Origin of the sequence: Pseudomonas luteola NBRC 103146 (genome assembly GCF_002091675.1) — a bacterium.
Lineage (GTDB): Bacteria > Pseudomonadota > Gammaproteobacteria > Pseudomonadales > Pseudomonadaceae > Chryseomonas > Chryseomonas luteola.
On sequence record NZ_BDAE01000001.1, the window covers coordinates 419,970 to 445,386 of the forward strand.

A 25,417-nucleotide genomic window follows, 5' to 3' on the forward strand; every position below is an offset into this window, starting at 1 on the left:
CTGCTGGCATGCATATGGACTGTGAGGGAGGTTAATTGGCAATGCTTTTCTTTTCGCGGCGCGCTAGACCCCTGTTTCAGCGCACTTCCGCGTTGTTTCTGCTAGGGACGGCCCTGACCGGTATGGCAGGCTGCTCGGACGATTCACAACCGGCCCCCAATCCTCCTCATGTAAGAGTCCAGCGTGTAGCCCTGGAAGAGGTAGCGACTACCACCACCCTGACAGGCGATGTGCAGGCGCGTATCCAGACCACACTATCATTTCGTATCAACGGCAAGATCAATGAGCGTCTGGTCGATGTGGGTGATCACGTCAAGCAGGGTCAGGTTCTTGCCCGTCTCGATCCGCAGGATCAGCGCAACAACGTAGCCGCCGCTGAAGCGCAGGTGTTTTCCCAGCAGTCTAGGGCGAACCTTGCCCGTGTGCAGTTCGAACGGCAAAAGGCGTTGATGCCCAAGGGCTACACCACCCAAAGCCAATATGACGAGGCCCTGGCTGCCCTGAAGGGTGCAGAAAGTGCCTTGAGTGCTGCGCGTGCTCAGCTGGACGATGCACGCAAGCAGCTCAGTTATGCCAATCTGGTATCGGCCGCCAGCGGCGTGATCACCGAGCGGCAGGCCGAGGTCGGGCAGGTCGTTCAGGCATCCATGCCGATCTTTACCCTGGCGCAGGAGGGCGACCGCGATGCCGTCTTCAATGTGCAGGAATCGCTACTTGCCCGCGATCCGGGCAACCAGCCTATCGAGGTCGCCCTGTTGAATGATCCGACGGTGCGCACTACCGGCCATGTGCGCGAGGTTTCGCCGGTCATTTCCCAGCAGAGCGGCACCGTGCGTGTGAAGGTGCTGCTCGACAAGGTCCCGCCGCAGATGGCGCTGGGGACAACCGTTACGGCGTCATTGGGTACGCCAGACAAGCAGCGCGTCGTGCTGCCCTGGACAGCGCTCAATGGCACCGTGGAAAAGCCCGCCGTGTGGGTACTGGACGCTGACAACCGCGCCCACCTCAAACCGGTGACAGTTGCCCGGTACATCACCGGACAGGTCATGATCGATGATGGATTGGCACCTGATGACCGCGTCGTGACGGCTGGTGGTCAGCTGCTTTATGACGGACTCAAAGTCGAAGTCGTCGAGGTCACGGATCATGCGCCCCCTGTTCAGCCTGCTGCCATCCACCCTGGTGATAACGCTAAGGCTCAACAGGGAGCGTCGTCATGAGCAGGATACGTGTTCTTCTACTGGGCCTCGTGGCGCTGCTGGCCGCGTGCTCCGACAAGCAGGAACCACCGCCTCCGGTCCGCCCGGTACTGTTCGTTGAGGCCAAACCCCAGCAGGCACGCGCGCTCGGTGCCTTTACCGGGAATATTCAGGCACGGTATGAATCAACCTTGAGCTTTCGCGTAGGCGGGCGCATTGCCCAGCGCAAGGCTGATGTAGGCGATGTGGTGAAGAAAGGCACCTTGCTGGCTGCGCTGGACCCGACCGATCAGCAGAATGCTTACCGCAGCAGCGAAGGTGATCTGGCCCAGGCTCAGGCCCAGTGGATGGATGCCGAGGCCGATGCCAAGCGGCAGCAGGCCCTGTATGCCAAGGGTGTCGGGTCCAAGGCGCAGCTGGACCAGGTCATGGCCCAGTTGCATACGGCTCGCGCTGCACGTGATCGCGCCCAGGCCGCCCGGGATCAGGCCCGCAACCAGCTCTCCTACAGTGAGCTATATAGCGATTTCGATGGTGTGATTACGGCCTGGCATGCCGAAACCGGGCAGGTAGTATCCCCTGGTCAACAAGTAGTCACCCTGGCGCGTCCCGAAGTGAAGGAGGCGGTTGTAGACCTGCCGGCAGGTCTGGCAGAGACACTGCCGGCCGACACGACGTTTACCATCACCTCGCAGTTGGAGCCTTCGGTCTCTACCACCGGCCGCATCCGTGAGCTGGCGCCTCAGGCCGACGCCATGACACGAACCCGGAGGGTACGACTCACGCTGGCCGAACTGCCCCCAACGTTCCGCCTGGGCTCGCTGGTAACGGTAACGCTAACCAATGATGCGCCCCGTGAGCTTACCGAGCTGCCGGCCAGTGCATTGCTTGAGCGGGATGGCAAGACGTGCGTCTGGATCGTCGACCCTGATACCAAAACCGTTTCATTGCGCGAGGTCCATGTGCTGACCCGAGATGAGCGGAGCATTACGGTCGATAACGGCCTGAACGCGGGCGAGCGGGTCGTGACGGCCGGCGTACACAGCCTCAAACCTGGACAAGACGTGAAAATGGATGTGGAACAGCGCTGATGAAATCCTTCAACCTTTCTGACTGGGCGCTGCGTCACCAGTCCTTTATCTGGTACATCATGTTTGTCGCGCTGTTGATGGGAACCTATTCCTACTTCAACCTTGGCCGCGAAGAGGACCCCTCGTTCACCATCAAGACCATGGTGATCCAGACCCAGTGGCCGGGCGCGACCACCCAGGAAACCCTGGAGCAGGTCACCGACCGGATCGAAAAGAAACTCGAAGAGCTGGATTCGCTGGATTACACCAAGAGCTTTACCCGGCCGGGCTTGAGCACGGTGTTTGTGTACCTGCGCGATACCACTAGCGACAAGGAAATCCCCAATATCTGGTATCAGGTCCGTAAGAAGATTTCCGATATACAGGGACAGTTTCCACAAGGCATTCAAGGGCCGGCCTTCAATGACGAGTTCGGCGATGTATTCGGCAGTATTTATGCCTTTACTGGCGACGGTATCTCGTACCGGCAGCTGCGCGATTACGTAGAGCGGGTGCGCCTGGACATCCGTGCAGTGCCGGACCTGGGCAAGGTTGAACTCATGGGCGCGCAGAACGAGGTCATCTACCTCGACTTCTCGACGCGCAAGCTGGCAGCACTAGGGCTCGATCAGCGGCAGATCATGCAGAGCCTGCAGGCACAGAATGCCGTGACGCCTTCCGGCGTAATCGAGGCCGGTCCAGAACGCGTTTCGGTACGCACCTCTGGTGAATTCAAGTCAGAGAAAGACCTGGAGGCCGTCAACCTTCGGATCAATGACCGCTTTTACCGTCTGGCTGATCTGGCCACTATCCACCGTGATTATGCCGATCCGCCTACGTCCCTGTTCCGCTTCAACGGCGAGCCGGCCCTGGGACTGGCGATTGCCATGCGCAAGGGCGGCAACGTGCAGACCTTTGGTGCGGCGCTGTCCGAACGGATGAAGGCGATTACCGGTGAGCTACCGGTCGGGGTGGGCGTGCATCAGGTGTCCAACCAGGCCGAGGTGGTGGAGAAGGCGTCCAGCAGCTTTACCCATGCGCTGTTCGAGGCGGTCATCATCGTGTTGGTGGTGAGCTTTATCAGCCTGGGTCTGCGTGCCGGGCTGGTGGTAGCCTGCTCAATCCCTCTCGTGCTCGCCATGGTGTTTCTGTTCATGGAATACAGCGGTATCACCATGCAGCGGATCTCCCTGGGCGCCTTGATCATTGCCTTGGGCCTTTTGGTGGATGACGCCATGATCACCGTCGAGATGATGGTGACCCGGCTGGAAGAGGGCGACTCGCTCCACAAGGCGGCCACCTACGCTTATGACCACACGGCCTTTCCGATGCTGACCGGCACGCTGGTCACCGTGGCGGGATTCGTGCCTATCGGCCTCAACAAGAGTACCGCCGGGCAATACACCTTTACGTTGTTTGCCGTGATTGCCGTGGCGCTGATCCTGTCGTGGATCGTGGCGGTGCTGTTCTCACCGGTGATGGGCGTGCACCTGCTACCCAAGTCGCTCAAGCATAAAAAGGAAAAGGGGCCGGGACGACTGGCGCGCTGGTCCCAGAGCTCGCTGGTCTGGTCCATGCGGCACCGCTGGCTGACCATCATCATGACGGTGTTGCTCTTTGCGGCCGCGCTGTTCTGCATGCGTTTCGTGCAGAACCAGTTCTTCCCGTCCTCGGATCGGCCGGAAATTCTGGTGGACTTGAACCTGCCGCAGAACAGCTCCGTGCTGGAAACCCGTGCGCAAATGGATCGTTTCGAGGCATCCCTCAAGGGAGACCCAGACATTGCCCGCTGGAGTTCGTATGTAGGACAGGGCGCGGTGCGCTTCTACCTGCCGCTGGATCAACAGCTCAATAACCCGTTTTATGGACAGGTCGTTATTGTCAGCAAGGACCTGGAGGCCCGTAATCGGCTGATTCCCAAACTCAAGGAGCGACTCAAGAACGAATTTGTCGGGCTCGATGGGTATGTACAGCCTCTGGAGATGGGGCCGCCAGTAGGACGGCCGATCCAGTATCGCGTCAGTGGTCCCAGCATTTCCGAGGTGCGTAAGCAGGCGCTGGCATTGGCCAGCGCCATCAGTGCCAACCCGCATATCAGCGATATCCTTTTCGACTGGAACGAGCCGGGGCGGATGCTGAAGATCGATGTGAACCAGGACCGTACCCGCCAGTTGGGGCTATCGTCCCAGGACGTGGCCCAAATCATGAACGGCGTGGTGAGTGGTACGCCCATTACACAGGTGCGTGACAGCATCTACCTCGTCAACGTGGTAGGACGCTCTGAAGATGCCGAGCGCAGCTCTATCGAGACCGTGGAAAACCTACAGATCGTGACGCCCTCGGGCACCTCGATTCCGCTCAAATCCTTTGCCACGGTGGGGTACGAGATGGAGCAGCCGCTGGTATGGCGGCGTAACCGCCAGCCAACCATTACGCTTAAGGCCACTATCGAGGGTTCTATCCAGGCGCCGGATCTGATCAAGGCTCTTCAGCCCAAGATCGATGAGTTCAAAGGTAACCTGCCACTCAACTATCAGGTCAACGTAGGCGGTACCGTAGAGGAAAGCGGCAAGGCGCAAAAGCCTATTGCAAGCGTAATCCCGCTCATGCTGTTCCTGATGGCCACGTTCCTGATGATTCAGCTCCAGAGCGTTCAGAAGATGTTCCTGGTTGCCAGTGTGGCGCCGCTGGGGCTGATCGGGGTCGTACTGGCGCTGGTGCCCACAGGAACGCCGCTGGGCTTCGTGGCCATTCTGGGAGTGCTGGCGTTGATTGGGATCATCATCCGCAACTCGGTCATCCTGGTAACCCAGATTGATGAGTTCGAGCAGGATGGGCGTCATCCCTGGGATGCGGTCATTGAGGCGACCAATCATCGACGTCGGCCGATTCTGCTGACAGCCGCTGCCGCCAGCCTGGGCATGATTCCCATCGCCCGGGAGGTCTTCTGGGGGCCGATGGCCTATGCGATGATCGGTGGCATTGTGGCAGCAACCCTGCTCACGCTGCTGTTCCTGCCAGCGCTATACGTGACCTGGTATCGCATCCGCGAACCAAGCAAAGCGCAATAAGGAAAGAAGAAAAAACGGCAGCTGAACCGCCCCGGAGGGGTCGGGCGGTTCCAGCATGCCACAAGGAGCTATCTCCGGAGCTGCAGCAGGGTACGGGAGGGAGAAACCCAGTGCTAAAAGATTCTCGTCAGGGCTAACGAGAAGAGCACCGGCAGTGCTGCAGCTCACATGGACAAGAATAAAAGCGTAACATCTGGAAATAAATAGGCTGCTAAGCGAAACAGCGTTACGGAGCAGGCAACAATAATGGATACGTTACAAGGCATGCGGATTTTTACCCGGGTGGTCGACGCGGGCAGTTTTACGGCCGCTGCGGCCTTGCTGGATTTATCAACGGCGCAGGTTTCCCGGGTGATTTCCGACCTGGAGACGCATCTACAAACACGGTTGTTACACCGTACTACCCGCCGGCTGGCGCTAACGGAGGCTGGGGAGCGCTATCTGGAGCGCTGCCGGGGCATTCTCGATTCGGTAGCCGAAGCCGAGGCCGAAGCCAGTGGTGCACACCTTAAGCCTTCCGGCCGGTTGCGCGTGCACTCCCTGACTGGGCTGGGAACCGAACACCTGGCGCCTCTGGCGGCGCTCTATGCCGAGCGCTATCCAGATGTCACGCTGGATTTCACCCTGTCCCAGAATCGTCCTGACCTGATCGAAGAAGGCTACGACGTTGCGATTACCATGGATCGGCATCTGCCTGACTCCGAACTGGTCGCCCAACGGCTTGGTGAGGTCTATAGCGTCGTCTGTGCCTCGCCCGATTACTTGGCCAAGTGGGGCACGCCCCATCATCCGCGCGATCTGGACCAGCACACGTGCCTGTTGCTTCAGGACCCCACATTTCCCGAGGAGTGGGTATTTACCAAGCCGGACGAAGAAACGTCGATCAAGCCTCGCTCGATCTATCAGGTAAATGTTGCGGATGCACTGGCCAATACGGCCAAGGCCGGACTCGGCCTGTGCCTGTTGCCCAGCTTTATTGCTGCACCGGCCTTGCGGGAAGGCGGGCTCGTGCGGGTATTGCCCGAGTATCGCCTGCGTGAGCGCAGTGTCTATGCGCTGTATCCGTCCCGACGCTTCCTGGATGCCAAGATCAAGGCGTGGGTGGATATCCTCAAGGAAGAGCTACCCAGACGGTTTAGCAACGACGATGACATCGTAGCCATGCATTCCTACTGGGCCATCTGAGCCTGCCTCGCCTGGAATACTTGCGCAATTGGTAAATCTCTATGTACCCAGGCGATATTTTTCAATAATTGTTACGCGTTATCCTAGTGATGAACCCAATCCAAGGGTGTCAGGAGTTCATCATGTTACGTTTGTTTACTGCCTCGATTCTTGCTGTATCTGCTGTTGCTTTTACCCAGGTGAGCTTTGCCCGTGATTCCTACGAGCAGAACTACAAGCTCGTCAACCAGAACCATGCTGTCATGGAGCGCTTCCAGCAAGCGCAACAGACTCAGAAAGCCCAGCAAGACCAGCAGGTTTCCCAGCGTTAATCCCGTTTGGCCCAGGCGCCCGCCGCGCCAAACGTCGTCTTCAGGACCTGCTCGTTTTCGGAGCGTTTCCGCCACTGCCAGAAGTTTCCCCCCTTATGGACCATGCTCACGGTGTGAGGATGTGCATTTCCATTGCCTTCAGGCGTGACGCAACTGCTTGTCGATAGCGCAGGTTCTCAAGGAAAAACCATTCTGCTCCTTTGGTTTTTCATGTTTTAGCCGCATCCCTTGATGCGGCTTTTTTATATCTGCGGTATTTATTGCAGGACTGCTTCAACTGCATCCCTTGCCTACCGGAGAGTACATGTCCCATCAAGACCTCGTTTCCATTCCTGATCGTCTGGCCGCCTTGCGTCAGATCATGCATGAAGAGGGCGTCGATGCCTGCCTGATTCCGTCCGCCGATCCGCACCTGTCGGAGTACCTGCCCGAGCGTTGGCAAGGGCGGTCATGGCTATCGGGTTTCACGGGCTCGGCCGGTACGCTGATCGTGGCAAAGGATTTTGCCGGCGTCTGGACGGACAGCCGCTACTGGGAACAGGCCCAGGCTGAGCTGGCAGGTTCGGGCGTGGAGCTGATGAAGCTGGTGGCCGGCGGCATGCAGGCCCACATCGACTGGATGGCCGAGCATGTACCGACGGATGGCACCGTGGCGGTGGATGGGGCTGTGCTGTCGCTGGGTGCCGCCGAGGCGCTGCGCAAGGCTTTTGCCGATAAGAACATTTCGCTACGCACCACTATCGACCTGATCGACCGTATCTGGCCCGAGCGGCCCGCACTGCCTGCGGCGCCGGTATACGCTCACGAGGCGCCATACGCACCGGTATCCCGCACTGAAAAGCTGGAGCAGGTACGCAAGGCCATGGCCGAGCAAGGAGCTGACTGGCATTTCATTTCCAGCTTGGATGATATTGCCTGGCTGTTCAACCTGCGTGGTGCCGATGTGTCCTATAACCCGGTCTTTCTGGCCCATGCGTTGATCGGGCCGGGTCAGGTGCAGCTGTTCGTGGGTGCCGGGAAAATTCCGGCGGCTCTTGAGCGCACCCTGAACGAAGCCGGTATCCAGCTGGCCGCCTATGGCGCAGCCCATGGTGCTCTGGCGGCACTGCCTGCCGGGTCAAGTCTGCTGGTCGATCCGGCGCGCGTCACCTACGGCCTGGTGGAAGGCGTGCCCTCCAGCGTCAAGCGCATCGAAGCGATCAACCCTTCCACCCTGTTCAAGTCCCGCAAGACGGCAGCCGAAGCACAGCATGTGCGTGAGGCCATGGAACAGGATGGCGCGGCCTTGTGCGAATTCTTCGCCCAGTTCGAGGCGGCACTTGAGGCGGGAGAGCGGGTGACCGAGCTGACGGTGGATGAGTGGCTGACCGCTGCCCGCACACGCCGTCCCAATTTTGTCTCCCTGAGTTTCTCTACTATTGCAGGCTATAACGCAGGGGGCGCGCTGCCCCATTACCATGCAACAGAAGAGGCACATTCCGTTATCGAGGGCGACGGCCTGCTGCTGATCGACTCCGGCGGTCAGTACCTGGGAGGCACGACGGATATCACCCGCGTTGTGCCCATTGGCACGCCCAACGACGAGCAGAAGCGTGACTTCACCCGTGTACTCAAGGGCATGATCGCGTTGTCCAGAACGCGTTTTCCGGCAGGCATCGCGTCGCAGATGCTCGATGCGATTGCCCGTGCGCCCATCTGGGAAGCGGGCATCGATTACGGTCATGGAACCGGGCATGGGGTAGGATACTTCCTGAACGTACACGAGGGGCCGCAATCCATCACGTTCTATGGTCAACCATCCCCCAACAGTGCCATGCGGGAAGGTATGATCACGTCCAACGAACCCGGTATCTACCGGCCCGGGCAATGGGGCGTGCGGATCGAGAACCTGCTGCTCAACGTGGCCGAGCCTGAAACCGAGTTCGGCCAGTTCATGCGTTTCGAAACCTTGACGCTGTGCCCGATCGATACCCGCTGTATCGACCGTATGCTTATGCGTGAAGATGAGATCGCCTGGCTGAACGCCTACCACGCCGAGGTGCGTGAGCGTGTCCGTCCGCTGGTCAGCGGTGCGGCGCGCGATTGGTTGGACACTCGAACCCGGCCGCTATAAGCGTCCGTTTATTTACCGCCATGGAAGTCGGCCACAAGCGGGCTTCCTCGGGTGGTTCTCAAGGAATACCCATGAACGACCATAGTCAGCAATTCGCCAGCGACAACTATTCAGGGATCTGCCCGGAAGCTTGGGCGGCCATGGCCGAAGCCAATCACGGGCACGATACCGCCTATGGTAATGATGCCTGGACGGCCCGCGCCGCAGATCACTTCCGCGAATTGTTCGAAACCGATTGCGAAGTCTTCTTTGCCTTCAACGGTACTGCTGCAAACTCCCTGGCCCTGGCGGCCCTGTGCCAGTCCTATCACAGCGTGATCTGCGCCGAGACGGCCCACGTGGAGACGGACGAATGCGGTGCCCCGGAGTTCTTTTCCAACGGCTCCAAACTCCTGTTGGCCCCGACCACCCAGGGCAAGCTGACGCCTGATGCCATTCGCCAGATTGCCACCAAGCGCAAGGATATTCATTTTCCCAAGCCCCGAGCGGTCAGCATTACCCAGGTTACAGAAGTCGGCACGCTGTATAGCCTCGACGAGCTGAATGCCGTAGCCGATACCTGCCGCGACCTCGGCTTGCGTCTGCATATGGACGGCTCGCGCTTTTCCAACGCGGTGGCAAGCCTTGGCTGCACACCGGCCGAGGTGACGTGGAAGGCCGGCGTTGACGTACTCTGCTTTGGTGGCACCAAGAACGGCATGGCGGTGGGCGAGGCGATCCTGTTCTTCAACCGTGACCTGGCCGAAGACTTTGAGTACCGCTGCAAGCAGGCCGGTCAACTGGCGTCGAAGATGCGTTTTCTCTCCGCGCCGTGGGTGGGCATTCTCGAAAACAATGCCTGGCTGCGTTATGCCGAACACGCCAACCACTGCGCCCAGCTCCTGGCTGATCTGGTGAAAGACGTGCCCGGGCTGAGCCTGATGTTTCCGGTGCAGGCCAACTCGGTGTTCCTGCAGCTTTCCGAGCCGGCGCTGGAGCGGCTGCGTGCCCGTGGCTGGCGCTTCTATACCTTTATCGGCAGCGGTGGTGCCCGTTTCATGTGTTCCTGGGACACTCAGGAGTCCCGCGTACGTGAGCTGGCTCGGGATATCCGCGACGCCATGCAGTCCTGATCAGGCCTGCGCTCTTGAAAACGCCGTACAGCGATCCTGTACGGCGTTTTTGTTAGTGCGCGATATCTTCCAGCGCCAGATTGCGAGTCTTGGGTCCGAAGCCGCCAATGGTAATCATCACGATCAGCATGCTGGTCACGATAAACGTGATCACGCCCGGCGTACCGAAGTGTTGGAGAAAGAGGCCGATCAGTACACTGCTGAAGACCGTGGAAAGGCGACTGAAGGAATAGCAGAACCCGACAGCACGGGCACGAATGGGCGTGGGAAACAGCTCGCTCTGGTAGGAGTGGAAGCTAAAGGTCAGCCAGGCATTGCACAGGGTGATCATCGCCCCACATGCGATCAAACCAGTGGCTGAGCTTTGAAACGCGAACAGGGTGCCGAACAGCATGGTGCCGATTGATGAACCCACGATCTGCCATTTGTTCTCGAAACGGTTAGCGATCTTTACGAACAACAAAGGTCCCAACGGGTAGGCCAGACTGATCACGAAGGCATAGGTCAGACTGTGGGTAACGCTGACGCCCTGGCCAGACAGCAAAGCTGGAAGCCAGTTGCCAAAACCGAAGAATCCAATGGCCTGGAAGATGTTGAAGACGATCAGCATGAGGGCGCGCCGGCGGTAGGGCGGTTGCCAGATTTCGGTGAAGCGCCCCTGGGTCTCGAACGTAACCGCTTCGACGTGTGGCTCGGGAAGTGGGGCCTTGATGTCCCTGGCACAACGGGCTTCCAGGGTCGACAAAACCTGATCCGCCTCATCCAGACGGCCACGTTGCGCGAGCCAGCGGGGCGACTCGGGCAGGCGTGAGCGCAGCCACCAGATAAACAAGGCGAATACTGCACTGGCCAGTACAACCCAGCGCCAGCCGGAAATCCCGAAGGGGTCCTGCGGTACCAGCCAGGCCGACATCAGGGCGACCGCGGGTACGGACAGGAACTGGACGAAAAAGGCAAAGGCGAAGGCTGACGTACGGATGCGCTTGGGCACCAGTTCGGATAGATAGGCGTCAATAGTGACCAGCTCGATTCCCAGCCCGATACCGACGAAGAACCGCATCACGATAATGCCTAGTGCTGTGCTTTGCAGACCCATGAGCACCGTAGCCGCGGTGTACCAGATAAGCGCAAAGGTAAAGATGCGCCGGCGGCCGAAACGGTCTGCGATGGGACTCAGCAGGCTTGCCCCTACGAACAGGCCCAGAAAGGTTGCCGAAGCGAACGCAGCCTGGTCGGCGATACCGAATACACCGGCGCTGCCAGTGGCAAACAGTCCGGCGCGTATCAAGCCAGGGCTGATATAGGCGGTCTGGAACAGGTCGTACAGTTCGAAGAAACCGCCGATGGAAAGCAGGGCGATTAGTCGCCAGATCGTTGCCGTGGCGGGTAGCCGGTCGATACGTGCCGAAATTTCGGCGGCACGCCGGTTGGAGAAAGCAGACGCTTCGGTGTCGGCAACCGATGAACCTGTCGTGAGCGAAGAAGAGGACATGCGCGAACATCCACAGAAGGGCGATATGCTCATCCTAGGAGAGTAGCGCTGATCTTAGGTTGCTAAAGATAAGGTTGGAAAGGATGTTTGCGACACCTAAGCATAGGTTTTCAGAAGAAATTGGTGAATTCTGCTTTTCTTGAGCATCTTGTTCGCAATAATAAAAAAGAGCAGAGCCCCTGGTGTCATTTCGAGCCAGGGGCCTGTCTGTTACTTCAGATGCTTGCGCAATTCATCACCCGCCTGGGCGATGGCGCTCTGTACCGCAGGAACATCGTGGAAGACGTTAAGCAAGCCGTAGTCATGTATAAGGCCATTGTAGCGGACCTGCACCACATCCACCCCGGCTGCATTAAGCTTGCGGGCGTATGCCTCACCCTCATCGCGCAGCACATCGTACTCTGCGGTCTGCACCAGTGCGGGCGGTAAGCCTTTGAGCTGCTCAGTCGTAGCCTGCAGCGGCGAGGCATGAATTTCCTGGCGCTGCTTGGGATCGGTGGTGTAGTTATCCCAGAACCACTTCATCATGTTGCGGGTCAGGAAGTGCCCTTCAGCATAGGTGTCATACGAGCCGGTGTCGAAGTTGGCATCGGTGACAGGCCAGAGCAGCACCTGATAGCGGAGCTTGGGCGTGCCTTGCTCTTTCGCCATCAAGCTGACAACTGCCGCCATATTGCCGCCTACGCTGTTGCCTGCGACAGCCAGGCGAGAGCCATCTACGTTGATTTCTTTGCCATGCTCGGCGACCCAGCGGGTAGCGGCATAGGCCTGATTGATGGCTACCGGATAATGCGCCTCAGGCGAAGGCGTGTAATTCACGAAAACGGCCACCGCACCCGAGTCGACCACCAGATCCCGCACCAGACGCTGGTGAGTGGGGAAGTCACCCAGCACCCAGCCGCCACCGTGGAAGAACATGAACGCCGGCAGTGCCTTGGTGACACCGGCAGGTCGGACGATGGTCAGCGAAATCCTCTGCCCATCAGCGGTAATAGTCTTCTCGCTCACCTCTACGTTGGACAGATCGACCTTCACGCCTGATTGGGCACCCGTCAGGACAGCACGGGCATCCTTGGGCGAAAGTTGCTCGAGAGGCTTACCCCCGCTCTGGTTCAAGGTGTTCAGAAAACCTTGGGTGGTACGTTCAAGGCCGGCGTCATCTGCGGCCAGGGCATGACCAGCGACCAGGGAAAGGGCAGAGACAGTGAACAGCTGAGCAAGCATTTTCATGATCCGGTTCTCCAGGGACGCCGCGCTGGGGCGTCCCGCGTCAGGCTTAGACGAGGGTCAGGCGTACATCCACGTTGCCGCGGGTGGCATTTGAGTATGGGCAGACCTGATGGGCCTTCTCGATGATGTCCTGGGCTTTGGCACGATCCAGGCCCGGCACGCTGACGCGCAGTTCGATGTCCAGGGCAAAGCCGGTGGGGATCGGACCGATACCGACTTCTGCCGTCACGCTGAGATCACTGGGCAGCGCCACTTTTTCCTTAGCCGCTACAAACTTCATGGCGCCGATAAAGCAGGCCGAGTAACCCGCTGCAAACAGCTGCTCAGGGTTGGTTGCTTCGCCGCCTTGTCCGCCCAGCGCTTTTGGGGTAGCCAGTTTTACATCGAGAATACCGTCGGCGCTGATGGAACGACCGTCACGGCCACCGGTGCTGGTTGCGGAAGTCTTGTACAGAATGTTCATGTGCATCGTCCTCGGATTAATTTGATTATTGCGATAATCATTTGGTTTTAAAAAAACGACGTGGAAGTCGTTGCTCGTTACCGCGTTGTCTACAGGAATTAAGTTATTCCGATATTGATTATCGCGCAAACTATTTATTTGTGAGTCCGACGAACGGTTATTCCATGGGTTGGAGGGCGCGTCAGTGCTGCGGCCGCTTAGGCATGCCTCTATTGATTCAGGCTGTCGCGTAGCTTGATCAGGCTGGACCGAAGCTGCCCCATGTCATCATTACCCAGGCCACAGGCCAGTTGTACTGAGCCGTTGATTTCTTCGGCTTTCTTACGCAAGGTCTTCCCGGCCGCCGTCAGCTCGATCGAGAGGTTGCGTTCGTCCTGAAGGCTGCGCTTGCGGGTGACATAGCCTTCCGCTTCGAGCCGCTTGAGTACCGGTGTCAGCGCGCCGGAGTCCTGATGCAGGCGTTTGGCCAACTCCTTGAGCGTGAGACCGTCGCTTTCCCAGAGCACCAGCATCATCAGGTATTGCGGATAGGTCAGGCCGACGGCTTCCAGAAGCGGCTTGTAGACCTTGGTCATGGCGAGGGAGGTGGAATACAGGGCAAAGCAGAGCTGCTGATCAAGTTTCAAACGGTCTTCGTCTTTCATAGGATGGAGGTCTCGCAGGACGGCCCGGCTAATAGAAAAGAGCCATCATTCTAGCGTAGACGCTTCGCCAGGCGGAGCAACAATAAATACAAGGAATTCTGGGGTTGGGTGCCCATGGGGAAGTGGCATCCGGTACGATACGGGCTTGCCCTTGGCTATACCTGTTCGAGACCCCGCCCACCCCATGCGAATCCACGTCAGTTTTATCGACCGTGTCGGCATTACCCAGGAAGTGCTGGCGCTTCTGGGGGCGCGCAACCTCAATCTTGATGCAGTCGAGATGGTGCCGCCCAATGTCTATATCGATGCGCCGACCCTAAGTGCCGAGGTGCTGGAAGAGCTGCGTGGTGCACTGCTCACGGTGCGTGGGGTACAGGCTGTCCGAGTGGTGGATATCCTGCCAGGGCAGCGTCGTACGCTGCATCTGGATGCCTTGCTTGCCGCCATGGCCGACCCGGTTCTGGCCGTGGACCGCGAAGGTAGCATTCTGTTGGCCAACCCGGCCTTTGCCGCCATGGTGGACGACCCGTCGCCCCAGGGCGCGACGGTGGCTACGCTGTTCGATGATCCAGCTCTACAGCGGGAACTGCTGGAGCAGGCCTTTCGGATTCCCATGCGTGAGGTCACCTTGCGCGGGCAGGCACTCCTGCTGGATTCGACCCCAATCAGCGAGGCTGCCGAAGGCAACGCCCAGCGGCTAGCCGGTGGGCTGCTGACGCTTTACGCCCCCAGCCGGATCGGAGCCCGTCTTTCAGCGCTGCGCCATGACCCGGCCGAAGGCTTCGAATCGATCCTGGGCGACTCGGCACCGATACGTGCGCTCAAGGCCCGCGCCCAGCGAGTCGCGGCGCTGGATGCACCGCTGCTGATTCAGGGTGAGACAGGGACTGGTAAGGAGCTGGTAGCGCGGGCCTGTCATACGGTCAGCCCTCGTCGCAATGCGCCGTTTCTGGCACTCAACTGTGCGGCTCTGCCGGAAAGCCTCGCGGAAAGCGAGCTGTTTGGCTATGCGCCAGGCGCGTTCACCGGTGCCCAGCGCGGCGGCAAGCCCGGTCTTCTCGAGCTGGCCGACAAAGGCACCGTGTTTCTCGACGAGATTGGGGAGATGTCCCCGTATCTTCAGGCCAAGTTGCTGCGGTTTTTGTCTGACGGTACGTTTCGCCGGGTGGGCGGTGAGCGCGAACTGAAGGTCAATGTACGTATTTTGAGTGCCACGCATCGGGATCTGGAAAAGCGCGTTGCCGAAGGGACCTTTCGGGAGGATCTGTTCTACCGACTCAACGTCCTGAATCTCGACGTGCCGCCGCTGCGTGAGCGTGGGCAGGATATTCTGGTGCTGGCCCGGCATTTCATGCAGCAGGCCTGCGCCCAGATCCAGCGGCCCCCTTGCCGACTGGCGCCGGGAACGTATCCGGCACTTTTGAGCAATCGCTGGCCCGGCAATGTGCGGCAGCTTCAGAATGTCATTTTCCGGGCGGCGGCCATCAGCGAAAGCACCGTGGTGGATATTGGCGATCTGGATATTGCCGGCACGGAAGTCGCACGGCAGGTAGATGGCGAGGTAGACAGCCTGGATGAGGCAGTCTCAAGCTATGAGAAAGCCCTGCTCGAAAAACTCTACCCACACTACCCATCCAGTCGTCAATTGGCGGCCCGTCTCAAGACCTCTCACACCGCCATTGCCCACCGGCTGCGCAAGTATGGCATTCCCGGCAAGAGCTGAGTGTTTTTCTACAAGGACACTGTTTGAAGACTTGGGCGAATTCGTCCGCGTCTTGCTGGTCTATGAGCCATAGACCGTTCGCGACGGACCTCCATGGAGGGGCTGTCATTAGTTTCTCAAGGATGAGCGGTGCTTATGCCCCCAAACACGACCCAGTTGTACATGACCAACGCTCACCAAGACCCCGAGCAGCCACCTGCTGCGCTACAGGATGCGCTTGAACGCTACGGCCTGTTAGCCCATCCACGTTTGCCCGAACTTGCCGATATTGCCCGGCGAGCCCAGGAGACCTATTCCGTTTCGCAAGCCGTCATCCACTTATGTGATGCAGAAGGGCTCTGGCTGGCCGCGGAGCAGGGCGGCTGCCCTACGGCCGAGGCCTATGCGCCCTGGGAAGAGGCATTAACGGCGACCGATATTCTGGAGTTCAGCGAGCCGAGGGGCGATCTGAGCTTTACTCCGCCATCGGCCCTGAATGCCAGTACCGGTTCGTCCTACTATGCAGGGGTTGCGCTGAAAACGGCTGCGGGTGTGCCTGTTGGTGTGCTCAGCCTCATGGACACAGTGCCACGCCGACTGGATGCTACGCAGCGCCTGTTGTTTCAGGAGCTGGCCCGTTCAACCGTGGCGCAACTGGAGATTCACGGCCTTACCATCGAGCGAAACAGTGCCCGCCAGGCTGAGGAGCAGCAGTATGCAGAACATGCGGCTTCCCAACGCGAACAGATTCTCGACAGCGCGGTGGATTACGCCATTTTCTGCATGGACCTTGAGGGCCACATCACCACGTGGAATGAAGGTGCTTGTCGCACGCTTGGCTGGACAGAGGCGGAAGTGCTGGGCAAGCCTGCTGCGATCATCTTCACCCCTGAAGACCGCGCTGCCCATATCCCTGAAAAGGAGCGCCATACAGCCCTAGAACAGGGGCGCAGCATGGACGAGCGCTGGCATGTGCTCAAAAGCGGACAGCGCTTCTGGGCAAGTGGCGAACTCATGCCACTTAGGAATATATCCGGTCAGGTCGACGGATTCATCAAGATTCTCCGTGACCGTACCGAGCAGCGTCTGGCCGCACAGGAGCTTCGCGCCAGCCGCGACAGTTATCGCCTGCTGCTGGATTCGATTTCTGAAGGATTCTATTCAATCGACCAGCACGGCGTAGTTACCCTGTGCAACGTCGCTTTCGTCAGGCTGTTCGGCGCCGAAAGTGAAAAGGATATTGTCGGGTGGCGCCTGGAAGAGCTGATTGATCCGGCTCATGAGAAGGCCCGCCAGGTGATGGCGGATCATCCCATTTATCGCACGGCCCGCGAGGGAACGGCTGAATACGTGGCGGAGGGTGCCTTTTACCGGCGTGACGGTTCCTGTATCCCAGTGGAATATCGGGCCCAGGCCATTTTCCAGGATGGCAAGCCGCAGGGTGCCATCTGTACGATCGTGGATAACAGCGAGCAGGTCCGCGCCTATGAGGGCTGGCGCCGGGCAATGATGATCGTGGAGCAGTCGGATGACTTCATTGGCATCGCTGCGCCGGACGGTCAGGCCTATTTTGTCAACGAAGCCGGACGCCGGCTGGTTGGGTTGGCCAGTGAAGAGGCGGTCAGGCAGAGCCATGTGCTGGATTATTTCCTGCCTGAGGATCGTGCCTTTGCCGAGTCGACCATTCTTCCGACCGTTTTGAACGAGGGCAAGTGGGTAGGCGAATTTCGGTTCCGCCATTATCACACCGGAGCGGCCATCCCGGTCCACTATTCCGTCTTCTCGATACGGGACGAACAAGACAAGGTCATGGGGATTGCTGCCATTGCGCGCGATCTGTCCGAGCAGCGGCGGACCTTACGGCGGCTGGAAGTCAGCGAGACGCGACTAAGGCAAATGACAGACCTGTCACCTGCCATCGTCTGGTTCGGTAATCCTGATGGCTCGCTCAGCTACCTGAACAGTTACTGGTACGACTACACCGGCCAGACACCAGAAGAAGCGCTGCCGATGGGCTGGGCGCAAGTCATTCATCCTGATGACACCCAGCGGCTCCTGGATGTCTGGCTCGATGCCCGCAGCCGAGGCGTGTTTTATCAGCTTGAAGCACGGCTACGGCGCAAGGACGGAGCCTATCGCTGGTTCGATATCCGTGCGGAGGTCTTGCGTGATGAGGCCGGAAACGTCACCGGCTGGATGGGCAATAACAGTGACATCCATGACCGCAAGGAGGCCGAGGAAGCGTCCCGGCGTCTGACGGAGACCCTGGAGCAGCGGGTGGCCGAGCGTACCGCAGACCTTGACCGCATGTGGCGCCTGACCACCGATGTGATGCTGGTCGCGCGCTTTGACGGCGTCGTGATGGCCGCCAACCCGGCCTGGAAGCACCTGTTGGGCTGGCAGGAAGATGAACTGCTGGGCAAGGTACTGCTGGATTTCGTTCACCCCGACGATGTGGAAAGCACCCTGGCTGAAGTGGGCAAACTTTCCCTAGGACATACCACACTGCGGTTCGAGAACCGCTATCGGCACAAGGATGGTAGCTACCGGTGGCTTTCGTGGACCGCAGTGCCCGATGCGCGCTACATCCATGCGGTTGGCCGTGATATCGAGTCGGAAAAAGTGGCAGCAGCCGAGCTGGCCCAGGCGCAGGAGCAACTCCGTCAGAGCCAGAAAATGGAAGCGGTTGGCCAGCTCACAGGCGGTATTGCCCATGACTTCAACAACCTGCTGACCGGGATCATCGGCTCGCTCGACCTGATCCGCATGCGAATCCAGCAGGGCAAATTGGCGGATCTTGACCGCTTCGCCAGCACGGCCATGTCCTCGGCCAGTCGAGCGGCCGCTCTGACGCACCGGCTACTGGCCTTTTCCCGCCGGCAGCCGTTGGTGCCCAAAGTTGTCAATGCCAATGACCTGATCACCGGTATGGACGATCTATTGCACCGCACCATGGGTGAATCGGTACAGCTGGAAATCGTCAAGACGGGGGCGCTCTGGCTGACGCTGTGTGATCCTCATCAGCTGGAAAACGCCATCCTCAATCTGGCCATCAATGCCCGCGCTGCCATGCCGGACGGAGGCAGGCTGACCATCGAAACCAGCAACACTCATCTGGACGAGGCCTATGCGTCTCGTGATCGGGACATCAAGCCTGGCCAGTACATCTGCATCAGCGTGACCGACACTGGAACCGGGATGACTCCAGATGTTATCGCCAAGGCGTTCGACCCGTTCTTTACGACCAAGCCGCTGGGCGAGGGGACCGGGCTTGGGCTGTCGATGATCTATGGCTTTGCCCGGCAATCGGAAGGGGCAGCCAAGATCTACTCGGAGGTTGGTCGGGGTACGACCATCAAGCTGTACCTGCCGCGCTACTACGGTGAGCGCAGGGAAGAACCTCAGGTCCGGCAGCCGGTATCGCTGAGCCGGCAGTCCGAGGCCAGCGAAGTCGTGCTGGTGGTCGAAGACGAGCATGCTGTCCGCAGCCTGGTGGTAGAGGTCTTGAGTGAGTTGGGTTACTGGGTGCTGGAGGCTGTCGACGGCCCTTCCGGTCTGGACATACTCAAGTCCGATCTGCGCATCGACCTGCTGGTAACCGACGTTGGTCTACCGGGCATCAATGGGCGGCAGATGGCTGATGCGGCCCGAGTCACGCGGCCAGACCTTAAGGTCCTGTTCATGACCGGATATGCGGAAAATGCGGTGATTGCCAATGGGTTTCTGGAGCCAAACATGGCCATGATCACCAAGCCTTTCCCGATCGAGATGCTGGCAGCCCGCGTGCAGGACATGGTCCACCGTAGCAAGGGGGAGTGACCAGCGGAGCGGCTGGCAGATAGAGAGCATGGATGAACGGGCGCGAAGTTGCGAAAATGCGCGCCCCCGGCAGGTGCCTTAGCCTGCCGGCTCATTCGTGACAAGGAGTGTCCCATGCTTGCCAGCGTGCTTGACTACCTCAGTGGTCTGCCGGCGTTCGCCATTTATTTCATTCTCTCGCTCGCGCTTCTGGGCGCGTTTGCTTTCACTTTCAGCTGGCTTACTCCACACCGTGAGTGGCAGCTGATTCGCAACAACGTGCCAGCGGCGGCCCTGGCGTTCGGTGGCACGCTGTTAGGGTTCGTCCTGCCGTTGGCCAGCGCGATGCGGGTATCAGTCAGTGCGCTGGACTATCTGCTCTGGGCCTTGATTGCGGCAGTCGCTCAGCTGGTTACATTCGTCGTGCTGCGCCTTCTCGTGCCGGGACTGCCCCAACGGCTCAGCAATAACGAAATGGCCAGCGGTATTCTGGTGGCGACGATGTCCGTGTCGATTGGCGTGCTCAATGCCGCTGCCATCAGCGGGTGAGGGCAGGTCATGAAACGCAGCCAAGCTATTCAACTGGTACTGGTTGGAGTGACGCCCCTCATGCTGGCGGGGTGTGACCAACCCAAACCGGGTTATCTGTATCGATCCGTTGCCGAGTGCATTCGCGATGGCACCTTCACGCCCAGCCTCTGCTCTTCGGAGTACGAATCCTCGCGCGCGGTCCATCACCGCAGCGCACCGCGCTACGCTTCCCTGGGTGAATGCGAGATCGACTTTGGCTCCAATGGCTGCGAGCTGCTGGAACCCCGGTCTTCGTTCTACGTTCCGCTCATGACCGGCTTTCTGCTGGGCCAGCGCCCGTCGCGGGAGGGTGAATCATCGTCCTCGGGCGGTGCCTCTTATGGTTATTCCAGTAGCGTCAACGGAGGACAACGCCAGCGCGAGTACACGCGTACCTTTCCCAGCCAGCCGCTGTACCAGTCACGGGACGACCTGGCGCATTACCGGACTGCCAATAACGAGGTGGTCGGTTCACGACCGGGTATCGCCTATCTGAACAAGAGCGCCTATGCCTCCAGCGAGTCTAGGGTCGTCAGCCGGGGCGGCTTTGGTGCACGGGCAGCCTCCTACTCGTCACGGTCGAGCGGATCATGAAGCGGATCGAGATGACCGAGCGCCCGGACTGGCGCGAACAGGCGGAGCAGCTTGGCTTTCTGTTCCACACCTTTGATGGCGAACCCTACTGGGATGAGCGGGCCGCGTACCAGTTCAGCCTGAAGCAGATCGAAAACGATCTGGAAGCCCCTACGGCCGAGTTGCATCAGATGTGCATGGCACTGGTCGACGAGATCGTCGGCAGCGAGGCACTGCTCTCGCGTCTGGCTGTACCGGAGTACTTCTGGGCGTGTGCGGCTGCCAGTTGGAAACGTCGGGACCGCCATCTGTATGGCCGTATGGATCTGGCCTATAGCGGTCAGGGGCCGGCCAAGCTGTTCGAGCTGAATTACGACACGCCGACCTCGCTGTACGAGGCAGCCTTTTTCCAGTGGCTATGGCTGGAGCAGATGCAGCAGGCGGGCAGGCTTCCCGCCGGGGCGGATCAGTACAACAGCATTCAGGAGCAGCTGATCCAGACGATTCGCGCCTTGCGACCGCATCAGCCCCTGTATCTGGCCTCGGTCAGAGAGTCGCTGGAGGACCGCGGCACGGTCGAATATCTGCGGGACTGTGCCACCCAGGCGGGTATTCAGACGCGTTATATCGCTGTGGAGGATATCGGGCTGGACAGGTCACAGGGGTTTGTGGACCTGAACGATGAATTCATCCCGTCACTGTTCAAGCTCTACCCCTGGGAGTTCATGCTGGACGAGGCGTTTGGATATTCTATTCCCAGCTCCTTTACGCAGTTCTATGAGCCGCCGTGGAAGGCGCTGCTCAGCAACAAAGGTATTCTGGCCTTGCTGTGGGAGCGACATGAAGGGCATCCCAATCTGCTTCCAGCCTTTTTCGATAAAGAGGCCGGTAGTCCGGTCGCGCCAGGCTGGGTACGCAAGCCGCTGTTCTCTCGGGAGGGTGCCAACATCGAATTGCACAGTCTGGACGGCACGCGTCTGGACGTGCCGGGCCCGTACGCGGGGCCCTGCATCGTGCAGCAATGTCACCCGTTGCCTTGTTTTTCCGGTAACTACCCTGTTATTGGCAGTTGGGTGGTAGGTGACACGGCCTGTGGGGTGGGTATCCGTGAGGATGCAACATTGATTACCCAAGACAGCTCGCGCTTCCTGCCCCACTTCATTCTGGAGTAAGCCTGTATCGAATTCATTGCGCTGTAATGAATTCGATACGATCGCTGGCAATGCCTTATCTGTTCTAGGCTCGCAAGGCCTCTGGGAGACTTCTTTCCATAGGGTGTAGCACTTTCGTTACACCGCCTTTTATTACCTCGTTTCCCTGTAGGCCGCGCGTGCTCTGGCATTGCGCCATCGGTAAGACCTTGGCATCTGCCTTGCTATGAAGGAGGTCAGCTAGTGCCCAGCTGGGTTACCCTATTCAGGAGTCTGCAATGGTTATGCGCTTTACCGAAGAACACGAATGGCTGCGTCTGGAAGCCGATGGCACTATAACCGTAGGCATTACAGACTATGCTCAGGATGCGCTGGGCGACTTGGTCTTCGTGCAATTGCCGGAGCTGCGCACCTACACCAAGGGCGAAGAGGTGGCGGTACTGGAGTCGGTCAAGGCTGCCAGCAACATTGCCATGCCGATCGATGGCGAGATCCTGGAAATCAACGAAGCGCTTGGCGATGCCCCTGAGAAAGTCAATCAGGATCCTCTCGACGCCGGCTGGTTCTTCCGCATGCGTCCTGCCGATCCAGAAGCACTCGGCACGCTGCTCACCGAAGACGGCTACGCTCAATTGATCAAGGCTTGAGGAGGTGACCATGACCGATTTTCGCGACTCATTCAGCACCGCTGACGAATTCATTTCGCGCCACATCGGCCCGCGCGAGCTGGACATCGTGTCCATGCTCGACCTGCTGGGCTACGATTCGCTGGATGCCATGACAGCCAAGGTCATCCCGGATAGCATCAAGGGCACCAGCGTACTGGATTTGCCCCAGGGGCTGTCCGAAGCCGACGCCCTGGCCGAATTGCGTGGCATCGCCCGCAAGAACAAGCTGTTCAAGTCCTTTATCGGACAGGGCTATTACAACTGCCATACCCCGGCGCCCATCCTGCGCAATCTGCTGGAAAATCCCGCCTGGTACACGGCCTATACGCCTTACCAGCCGGAAATCTCCCAGGGTCGTCTGGAGGCACTGCTGAACTTCCAGACATTGATCGGCGATCTGACCGGGCTTCCTGTAGCCAATGCGTCACTGCTGGACGAGGCCACGGCTGCCGCCGAGGCCATGACATTCTGCCGTCGTCTGTCCAAAAGCAAGGCCGAGGCCTTCTTCGTTTCCCTGCATTGCCACCCGCAGACCATCGATGTGATCCGTACCCGCGCCGAGCCGCTGGGCATCGAAATCGTGGTGGGTGTGGAAACGGACATCGACGATCACGGCCGTTTCTTTGGTGCCCTGTTCCAGTACCCGATGACCACGGGCGAAATCCGCGATTACCGTGAAGTCATCGAGGCCTTCCATCAGGCGGGTGCCCTGGTCGCCGTCGCGGCTGACCTGATGGCCCTGACATTGTTGACCCCACCCGGCGAGTTTGGCGCGGATGTCGCTATCGGCACGGCCCAGCGCTTTGGCGTACCGCTCGGCTTTGGCGGCCCGCACGCTGCGTATTTTGCCACTCAGGACAAATACAAGCGTGACATGCCCGGCCGTGTGGTGGGCGTATCCATTGACCGTCATGGCAACCCGGCCTATCGGCTGGCGCTTCAGACCCGTGAGCAGCACATCCGTCGTGAGAAGGCGACGAGCAACATCTGCACAGCTCAGGTCCTGCTGGCCAACATTGCCAGCATGTATGCCGTCTACCACGGTCCGGAAGGTCTCAAGCACATCGCTACGCGCATTCATCGCCTGACTGCCCTGCTGGCGACCGGTCTGCATGCACTAGGCCATCGCACCCAGGAAACCTTTTTCGATACGCTGACGCTGGTATTTGGCGACAAAACCAATGCGATTCACGAAGCGGCCCGCGCCAAAGGCTTCAACCTGCGCGTGATCCGTGACACCGACCTGGGGGTTTCGCTGGACGAGACCACCACAGTCGAAGACGTCATGGCTCTGCTGGAGCTTTTCAGCGATGGCCAGCCCGTGCCTTCCCTGGATAGCCTGCTGGACCAGGCCGAGGAGCATTTGCCGGCAACGCTTCGTCGTCAGTCCGCCTTCCTGACGCACCCTGTTTTCTCTCAATACCGCTCCGAAACCCAGCTGATGCGCTACCTGCGCACCCTGGCGGACAAGGATCTGGCGCTGGACCGCACCATGATCCCGCTGGGCTCCTGCACCATGAAGCTCAACGCAGCCAGCGAGATGATTCCGATCACCTGGGCCGAATTTGGCAATCTGCATCCCTTTGCACCAGCCGACCAGACCGAGGGCTATGCCCAGATGACCGCCGAGCTGGAGCAGATGCTATGCGCCGCTACGGGCTACGACGCCATCTCCCTGCAACCCAACGCCGGCTCCCAGGGTGAGTACGCGGGCCTGTTGGCCATTCGCGCTTATCATGAAAGCCGCGGCGATACCCAGCGCGACATCTGCCTGATCCCGTCGTCTGCCCATGGCACCAACCCGGCAACCGCCTCGATGGCCGGTATGCGTGTGGTCGTGGTGGCCTGTGACAGCCGCGGCAATGTGGATGTGGGTGATCTGCGTGCCAAGGCCCAGCAGCACGCTGCCAATCTGGCCGCGCTGATGATTACCTATCCTTCCACTCACGGCGTGTTCGAAGAGGCGATCCGCGAAATCTGCAGCATCGTTCACGAGCATGGTGGTCAGGTCTACATCGATGGCGCCAACATGAACGCCATGGTGGGCCTGTGCGCGCCGGGCAAGTTTGGCGGCGATGTGTCTCACCTGAACCTGCACAAAACCTTTTGCATCCCGCACGGTGGTGGCGGTCCGGGCGTAGGCCCGATTGGTGTGAAGTCCCATCTAGCGCCGTTCATGCCGGGTCATGCCGGGCTCGAGCGCAAGGAAGGTGCAGTGTCGGCAGCGCCCTATGGCAGCGCGAGCATCCTGCCCATCTCCTGGATGTACATGAAGATGATGGGCGGCGAGGGGCTTACCCGTGCCTCGCAGATTGCGATCCTGAATGCTAACTACATCGCCCGTCGTCTGGAAACCCATTACCCGGTGCTGTACTCGGGTGAAGGCGGCCTGGTGGCGCACGAGTGCATTCTCGATCTGCGTCCGCTCAAGGAAACGAGTGGCGTGACCGTGGACGATGTGGCCAAGCGCCTGATCGACTTTGGCTTCCATGCGCCTACCATGTCCTTCCCGGTAGCCGGCACGCTGATGATCGAGCCGACCGAGAGCGAGTCCAAGGCCGAGCTGGATCGCTTCTGCGACGCCATGATCGCCATTCGCGAAGAGATTCGTGCCATCGAGGCCGGTACGCTGGATGCCAATGACAATCCGCTCAAGAACGCGCCGCATACCGCACGCGAGCTGACCGGCGAATGGACGCATCCCTACAGCCGCGAACAGGCGGTGTACCCGTTGCCATCGCTGGTGAACGGCAAGTACTTCCCGCCCGTGGCGCGTATCGACAACGTATACGGTGACCGCAACCTGATCTGCTCCTGCCCGCCGATCGAGGCGTATCAGGACGCGTGATCCACAGCGGATGCGTATCACCTTGCCCATCTCCTCCTGCCTATTCCGCAGAAGGAGATGGAGCGCCGTGATGCCTGTCAACTGGCCGGGTACATGGTCTCAACGCGGTTTCACCGTTACGGCTTTTACGGCTTTACTGTAAGGCACGTCCATGCTTGGCGCGGTGTGCCGTTAGCCATGCCTGACCGGCCCTTTTGCTCGCGTTGGACGCGACTGC

General features: G+C 59.5%; 18 protein-coding genes. 14 read left to right on the top strand and 4 right to left on the bottom strand.

Annotation, left to right across the window (positions count from 1 at the left end):
* The first annotated feature begins 122 nt into the window (after positions 1-122).
* From PLU01S_RS02040 to PLU01S_RS02070, 7 genes are all read left to right on the top strand, one after another.
* On the top strand, positions 123-1,220 hold the full coding sequence (locus PLU01S_RS02040) for an efflux RND transporter periplasmic adaptor subunit (RefSeq protein WP_374940319.1): 1,098 nt from the start codon (positions 123-125) through the stop codon (positions 1,218-1,220).
* Complete coding sequence (locus tag PLU01S_RS02045; protein WP_074821500.1) at positions 1,217-2,290, top strand: efflux RND transporter periplasmic adaptor subunit; 1,074 nt, start codon at positions 1,217-1,219, stop codon at positions 2,288-2,290. Before PLU01S_RS02040 ends, PLU01S_RS02045 begins: the two co-directional genes overlap by 4 nt.
* The gene (locus PLU01S_RS02050) at positions 2,287-5,340 is read left to right on the top strand and encodes an efflux RND transporter permease subunit (protein WP_139208666.1); all 3,054 of its coding nucleotides are present in this window, start codon (positions 2,287-2,289) and stop codon (positions 5,338-5,340) included. The genes PLU01S_RS02045 and PLU01S_RS02050 overlap by 4 nt, the downstream gene beginning before the upstream one ends.
* A gap of 246 nt (positions 5,341-5,586) precedes the next feature.
* Positions 5,587-6,525, top strand: a complete 939-nt coding sequence (locus tag PLU01S_RS02055; RefSeq protein ID WP_074821503.1) for a LysR family transcriptional regulator — start codon at positions 5,587-5,589, stop codon at positions 6,523-6,525.
* A 122-nt stretch (positions 6,526-6,647) separates the two neighbouring features.
* A complete protein-coding gene (locus PLU01S_RS02060; RefSeq protein WP_010796664.1) occupies positions 6,648-6,836 on the top strand; it encodes a hypothetical protein in 189 nt (62 codons plus the stop codon).
* A 304-nt stretch (positions 6,837-7,140) separates the two neighbouring features.
* Positions 7,141-8,949 (top strand): aminopeptidase P family protein, encoded by a 1,809-nt coding sequence (locus PLU01S_RS02065; RefSeq protein WP_074821506.1) that lies wholly within the window; start codon positions 7,141-7,143, stop codon positions 8,947-8,949.
* Between the two features lie 71 nt (positions 8,950-9,020).
* Complete coding sequence (locus PLU01S_RS02070) at positions 9,021-10,061, top strand: threonine aldolase family protein (protein ID WP_074821508.1); 1,041 nt, start codon at positions 9,021-9,023, stop codon at positions 10,059-10,061.
* A gap of 52 nt (positions 10,062-10,113) precedes the next feature.
* Here the strand turns inward: PLU01S_RS02070 and PLU01S_RS02075 are convergent, their stop codons facing one another.
* The 4 genes from PLU01S_RS02075 to PLU01S_RS02090 form a co-directional block, all read right to left on the bottom strand.
* On the bottom strand, positions 10,114-11,553 hold the full coding sequence (locus tag PLU01S_RS02075) for an MFS transporter (RefSeq protein WP_083397809.1): 1,440 nt from the start codon (positions 11,551-11,553) through the stop codon (positions 10,114-10,116).
* 210 nt (positions 11,554-11,763) lie between these two features.
* Positions 11,764-12,783 carry an alpha/beta hydrolase gene (locus tag PLU01S_RS02080; protein ID WP_074821510.1) on the bottom strand — a complete coding sequence of 340 codons (1,020 nt, stop codon included), beginning with the start codon at positions 12,781-12,783 and terminating at the stop codon, positions 11,764-11,766.
* A gap of 46 nt (positions 12,784-12,829) precedes the next feature.
* The gene (locus tag PLU01S_RS02085; protein ID WP_010796669.1) at positions 12,830-13,246 is read right to left on the bottom strand and encodes an organic hydroperoxide resistance protein; all 417 of its coding nucleotides are present in this window, start codon (positions 13,244-13,246) and stop codon (positions 12,830-12,832) included.
* Positions 13,247-13,455: 209 nt separating this feature from the next.
* The gene (locus PLU01S_RS02090; RefSeq protein WP_010796670.1) at positions 13,456-13,890 is read right to left on the bottom strand and encodes a MarR family winged helix-turn-helix transcriptional regulator; all 435 of its coding nucleotides are present in this window, start codon (positions 13,888-13,890) and stop codon (positions 13,456-13,458) included.
* 184 nt (positions 13,891-14,074) lie between these two features.
* Here PLU01S_RS02090 and PLU01S_RS02095 point away from each other — a divergent pair, with 184 nt between their 5' ends.
* From PLU01S_RS02095 to gcvP, 7 genes are all read left to right on the top strand, one after another.
* Positions 14,075-15,613 (top strand): sigma-54-dependent transcriptional regulator, encoded by a 1,539-nt coding sequence (locus PLU01S_RS02095; RefSeq protein ID WP_074821513.1) that lies wholly within the window; start codon positions 14,075-14,077, stop codon positions 15,611-15,613.
* 135 nt (positions 15,614-15,748) lie between these two features.
* Entirely contained in the window at positions 15,749-19,411 is a 3,663-nt protein-coding gene (locus PLU01S_RS02100) for a hybrid sensor histidine kinase/response regulator (protein WP_233432107.1), read from the top strand.
* A gap of 114 nt (positions 19,412-19,525) precedes the next feature.
* Positions 19,526-19,939, top strand: a complete 414-nt coding sequence (locus PLU01S_RS02105; protein ID WP_010796673.1) for a DUF350 domain-containing protein — start codon at positions 19,526-19,528, stop codon at positions 19,937-19,939.
* Between the two features lie 9 nt (positions 19,940-19,948).
* The gene (locus PLU01S_RS02110) at positions 19,949-20,554 is read left to right on the top strand and encodes a DUF1190 domain-containing protein (protein WP_074821516.1); all 606 of its coding nucleotides are present in this window, start codon (positions 19,949-19,951) and stop codon (positions 20,552-20,554) included.
* The gene (locus tag PLU01S_RS02115; protein ID WP_074821519.1) at positions 20,551-21,705 is read left to right on the top strand and encodes a glutathionylspermidine synthase family protein; all 1,155 of its coding nucleotides are present in this window, start codon (positions 20,551-20,553) and stop codon (positions 21,703-21,705) included. The genes PLU01S_RS02110 and PLU01S_RS02115 overlap by 4 nt, the downstream gene beginning before the upstream one ends.
* Before the next feature lie 257 nt (positions 21,706-21,962).
* On the top strand, positions 21,963-22,331 hold the full coding sequence (gene gcvH / locus PLU01S_RS02120) for a glycine cleavage system protein GcvH (protein WP_074821521.1): 369 nt from the start codon (positions 21,963-21,965) through the stop codon (positions 22,329-22,331).
* Positions 22,332-22,341: 10 nt separating this feature from the next.
* Positions 22,342-25,200: an aminomethyl-transferring glycine dehydrogenase gene (gene gcvP / locus PLU01S_RS02125; protein ID WP_074821523.1), complete on the top strand. Its 2,859-nt coding sequence runs from the start codon at positions 22,342-22,344 to the stop codon at positions 25,198-25,200.
* Positions 25,201-25,417 lie beyond the last annotated feature (217 nt).

Excerpts from the sequence above, each read along its gene's own strand:
- gcvH (WP_074821521.1), top strand. The coding sequence starts at position 21,963 with ATGGTTATGCGCTTTACCGAAGAACACGAATGGCTGCGTCTGGAAGCC.
- PLU01S_RS02045 (WP_074821500.1), top strand. The coding sequence starts at position 1,217 with ATGAGCAGGATACGTGTTCTTCTACTGGGCCTCGTGGCGCTGCTGGCC.
- PLU01S_RS02070 (WP_074821508.1), top strand. The coding sequence starts at position 9,021 with ATGAACGACCATAGTCAGCAATTCGCCAGCGACAACTATTCAGGGATC.
- PLU01S_RS02075 (WP_083397809.1), bottom strand. The coding sequence starts at position 11,553 with ATGTCCTCTTCTTCGCTCACGACAGGTTCATCGGTTGCCGACACCGAA.
- PLU01S_RS02105 (WP_010796673.1), top strand. The coding sequence starts at position 19,526 with ATGCTTGCCAGCGTGCTTGACTACCTCAGTGGTCTGCCGGCGTTCGCC.
- PLU01S_RS02060 (WP_010796664.1), top strand. The coding sequence starts at position 6,648 with ATGTTACGTTTGTTTACTGCCTCGATTCTTGCTGTATCTGCTGTTGCT.
- PLU01S_RS02055 (WP_074821503.1), top strand. The coding sequence starts at position 5,587 with ATGGATACGTTACAAGGCATGCGGATTTTTACCCGGGTGGTCGACGCG.
- PLU01S_RS02080 (WP_074821510.1), bottom strand. The coding sequence starts at position 12,783 with ATGAAAATGCTTGCTCAGCTGTTCACTGTCTCTGCCCTTTCCCTGGTC.
- gcvP (WP_074821523.1), top strand. The coding sequence starts at position 22,342 with ATGACCGATTTTCGCGACTCATTCAGCACCGCTGACGAATTCATTTCG.
- PLU01S_RS02115 (WP_074821519.1), top strand. The coding sequence starts at position 20,551 with ATGAAGCGGATCGAGATGACCGAGCGCCCGGACTGGCGCGAACAGGCG.
- PLU01S_RS02085 (WP_010796669.1), bottom strand. The coding sequence starts at position 13,246 with ATGAACATTCTGTACAAGACTTCCGCAACCAGCACCGGTGGCCGTGAC.
- PLU01S_RS02065 (WP_074821506.1), top strand. The coding sequence starts at position 7,141 with ATGTCCCATCAAGACCTCGTTTCCATTCCTGATCGTCTGGCCGCCTTG.
- PLU01S_RS02040 (WP_374940319.1), top strand. The coding sequence starts at position 123 with ATGGCAGGCTGCTCGGACGATTCACAACCGGCCCCCAATCCTCCTCAT.
- PLU01S_RS02090 (WP_010796670.1), bottom strand. The coding sequence starts at position 13,890 with ATGAAAGACGAAGACCGTTTGAAACTTGATCAGCAGCTCTGCTTTGCC.
- PLU01S_RS02095 (WP_074821513.1), top strand. The coding sequence starts at position 14,075 with ATGCGAATCCACGTCAGTTTTATCGACCGTGTCGGCATTACCCAGGAA.
- PLU01S_RS02110 (WP_074821516.1), top strand. The coding sequence starts at position 19,949 with ATGAAACGCAGCCAAGCTATTCAACTGGTACTGGTTGGAGTGACGCCC.
- PLU01S_RS02100 (WP_233432107.1), top strand. The coding sequence starts at position 15,749 with ATGCCCCCAAACACGACCCAGTTGTACATGACCAACGCTCACCAAGAC.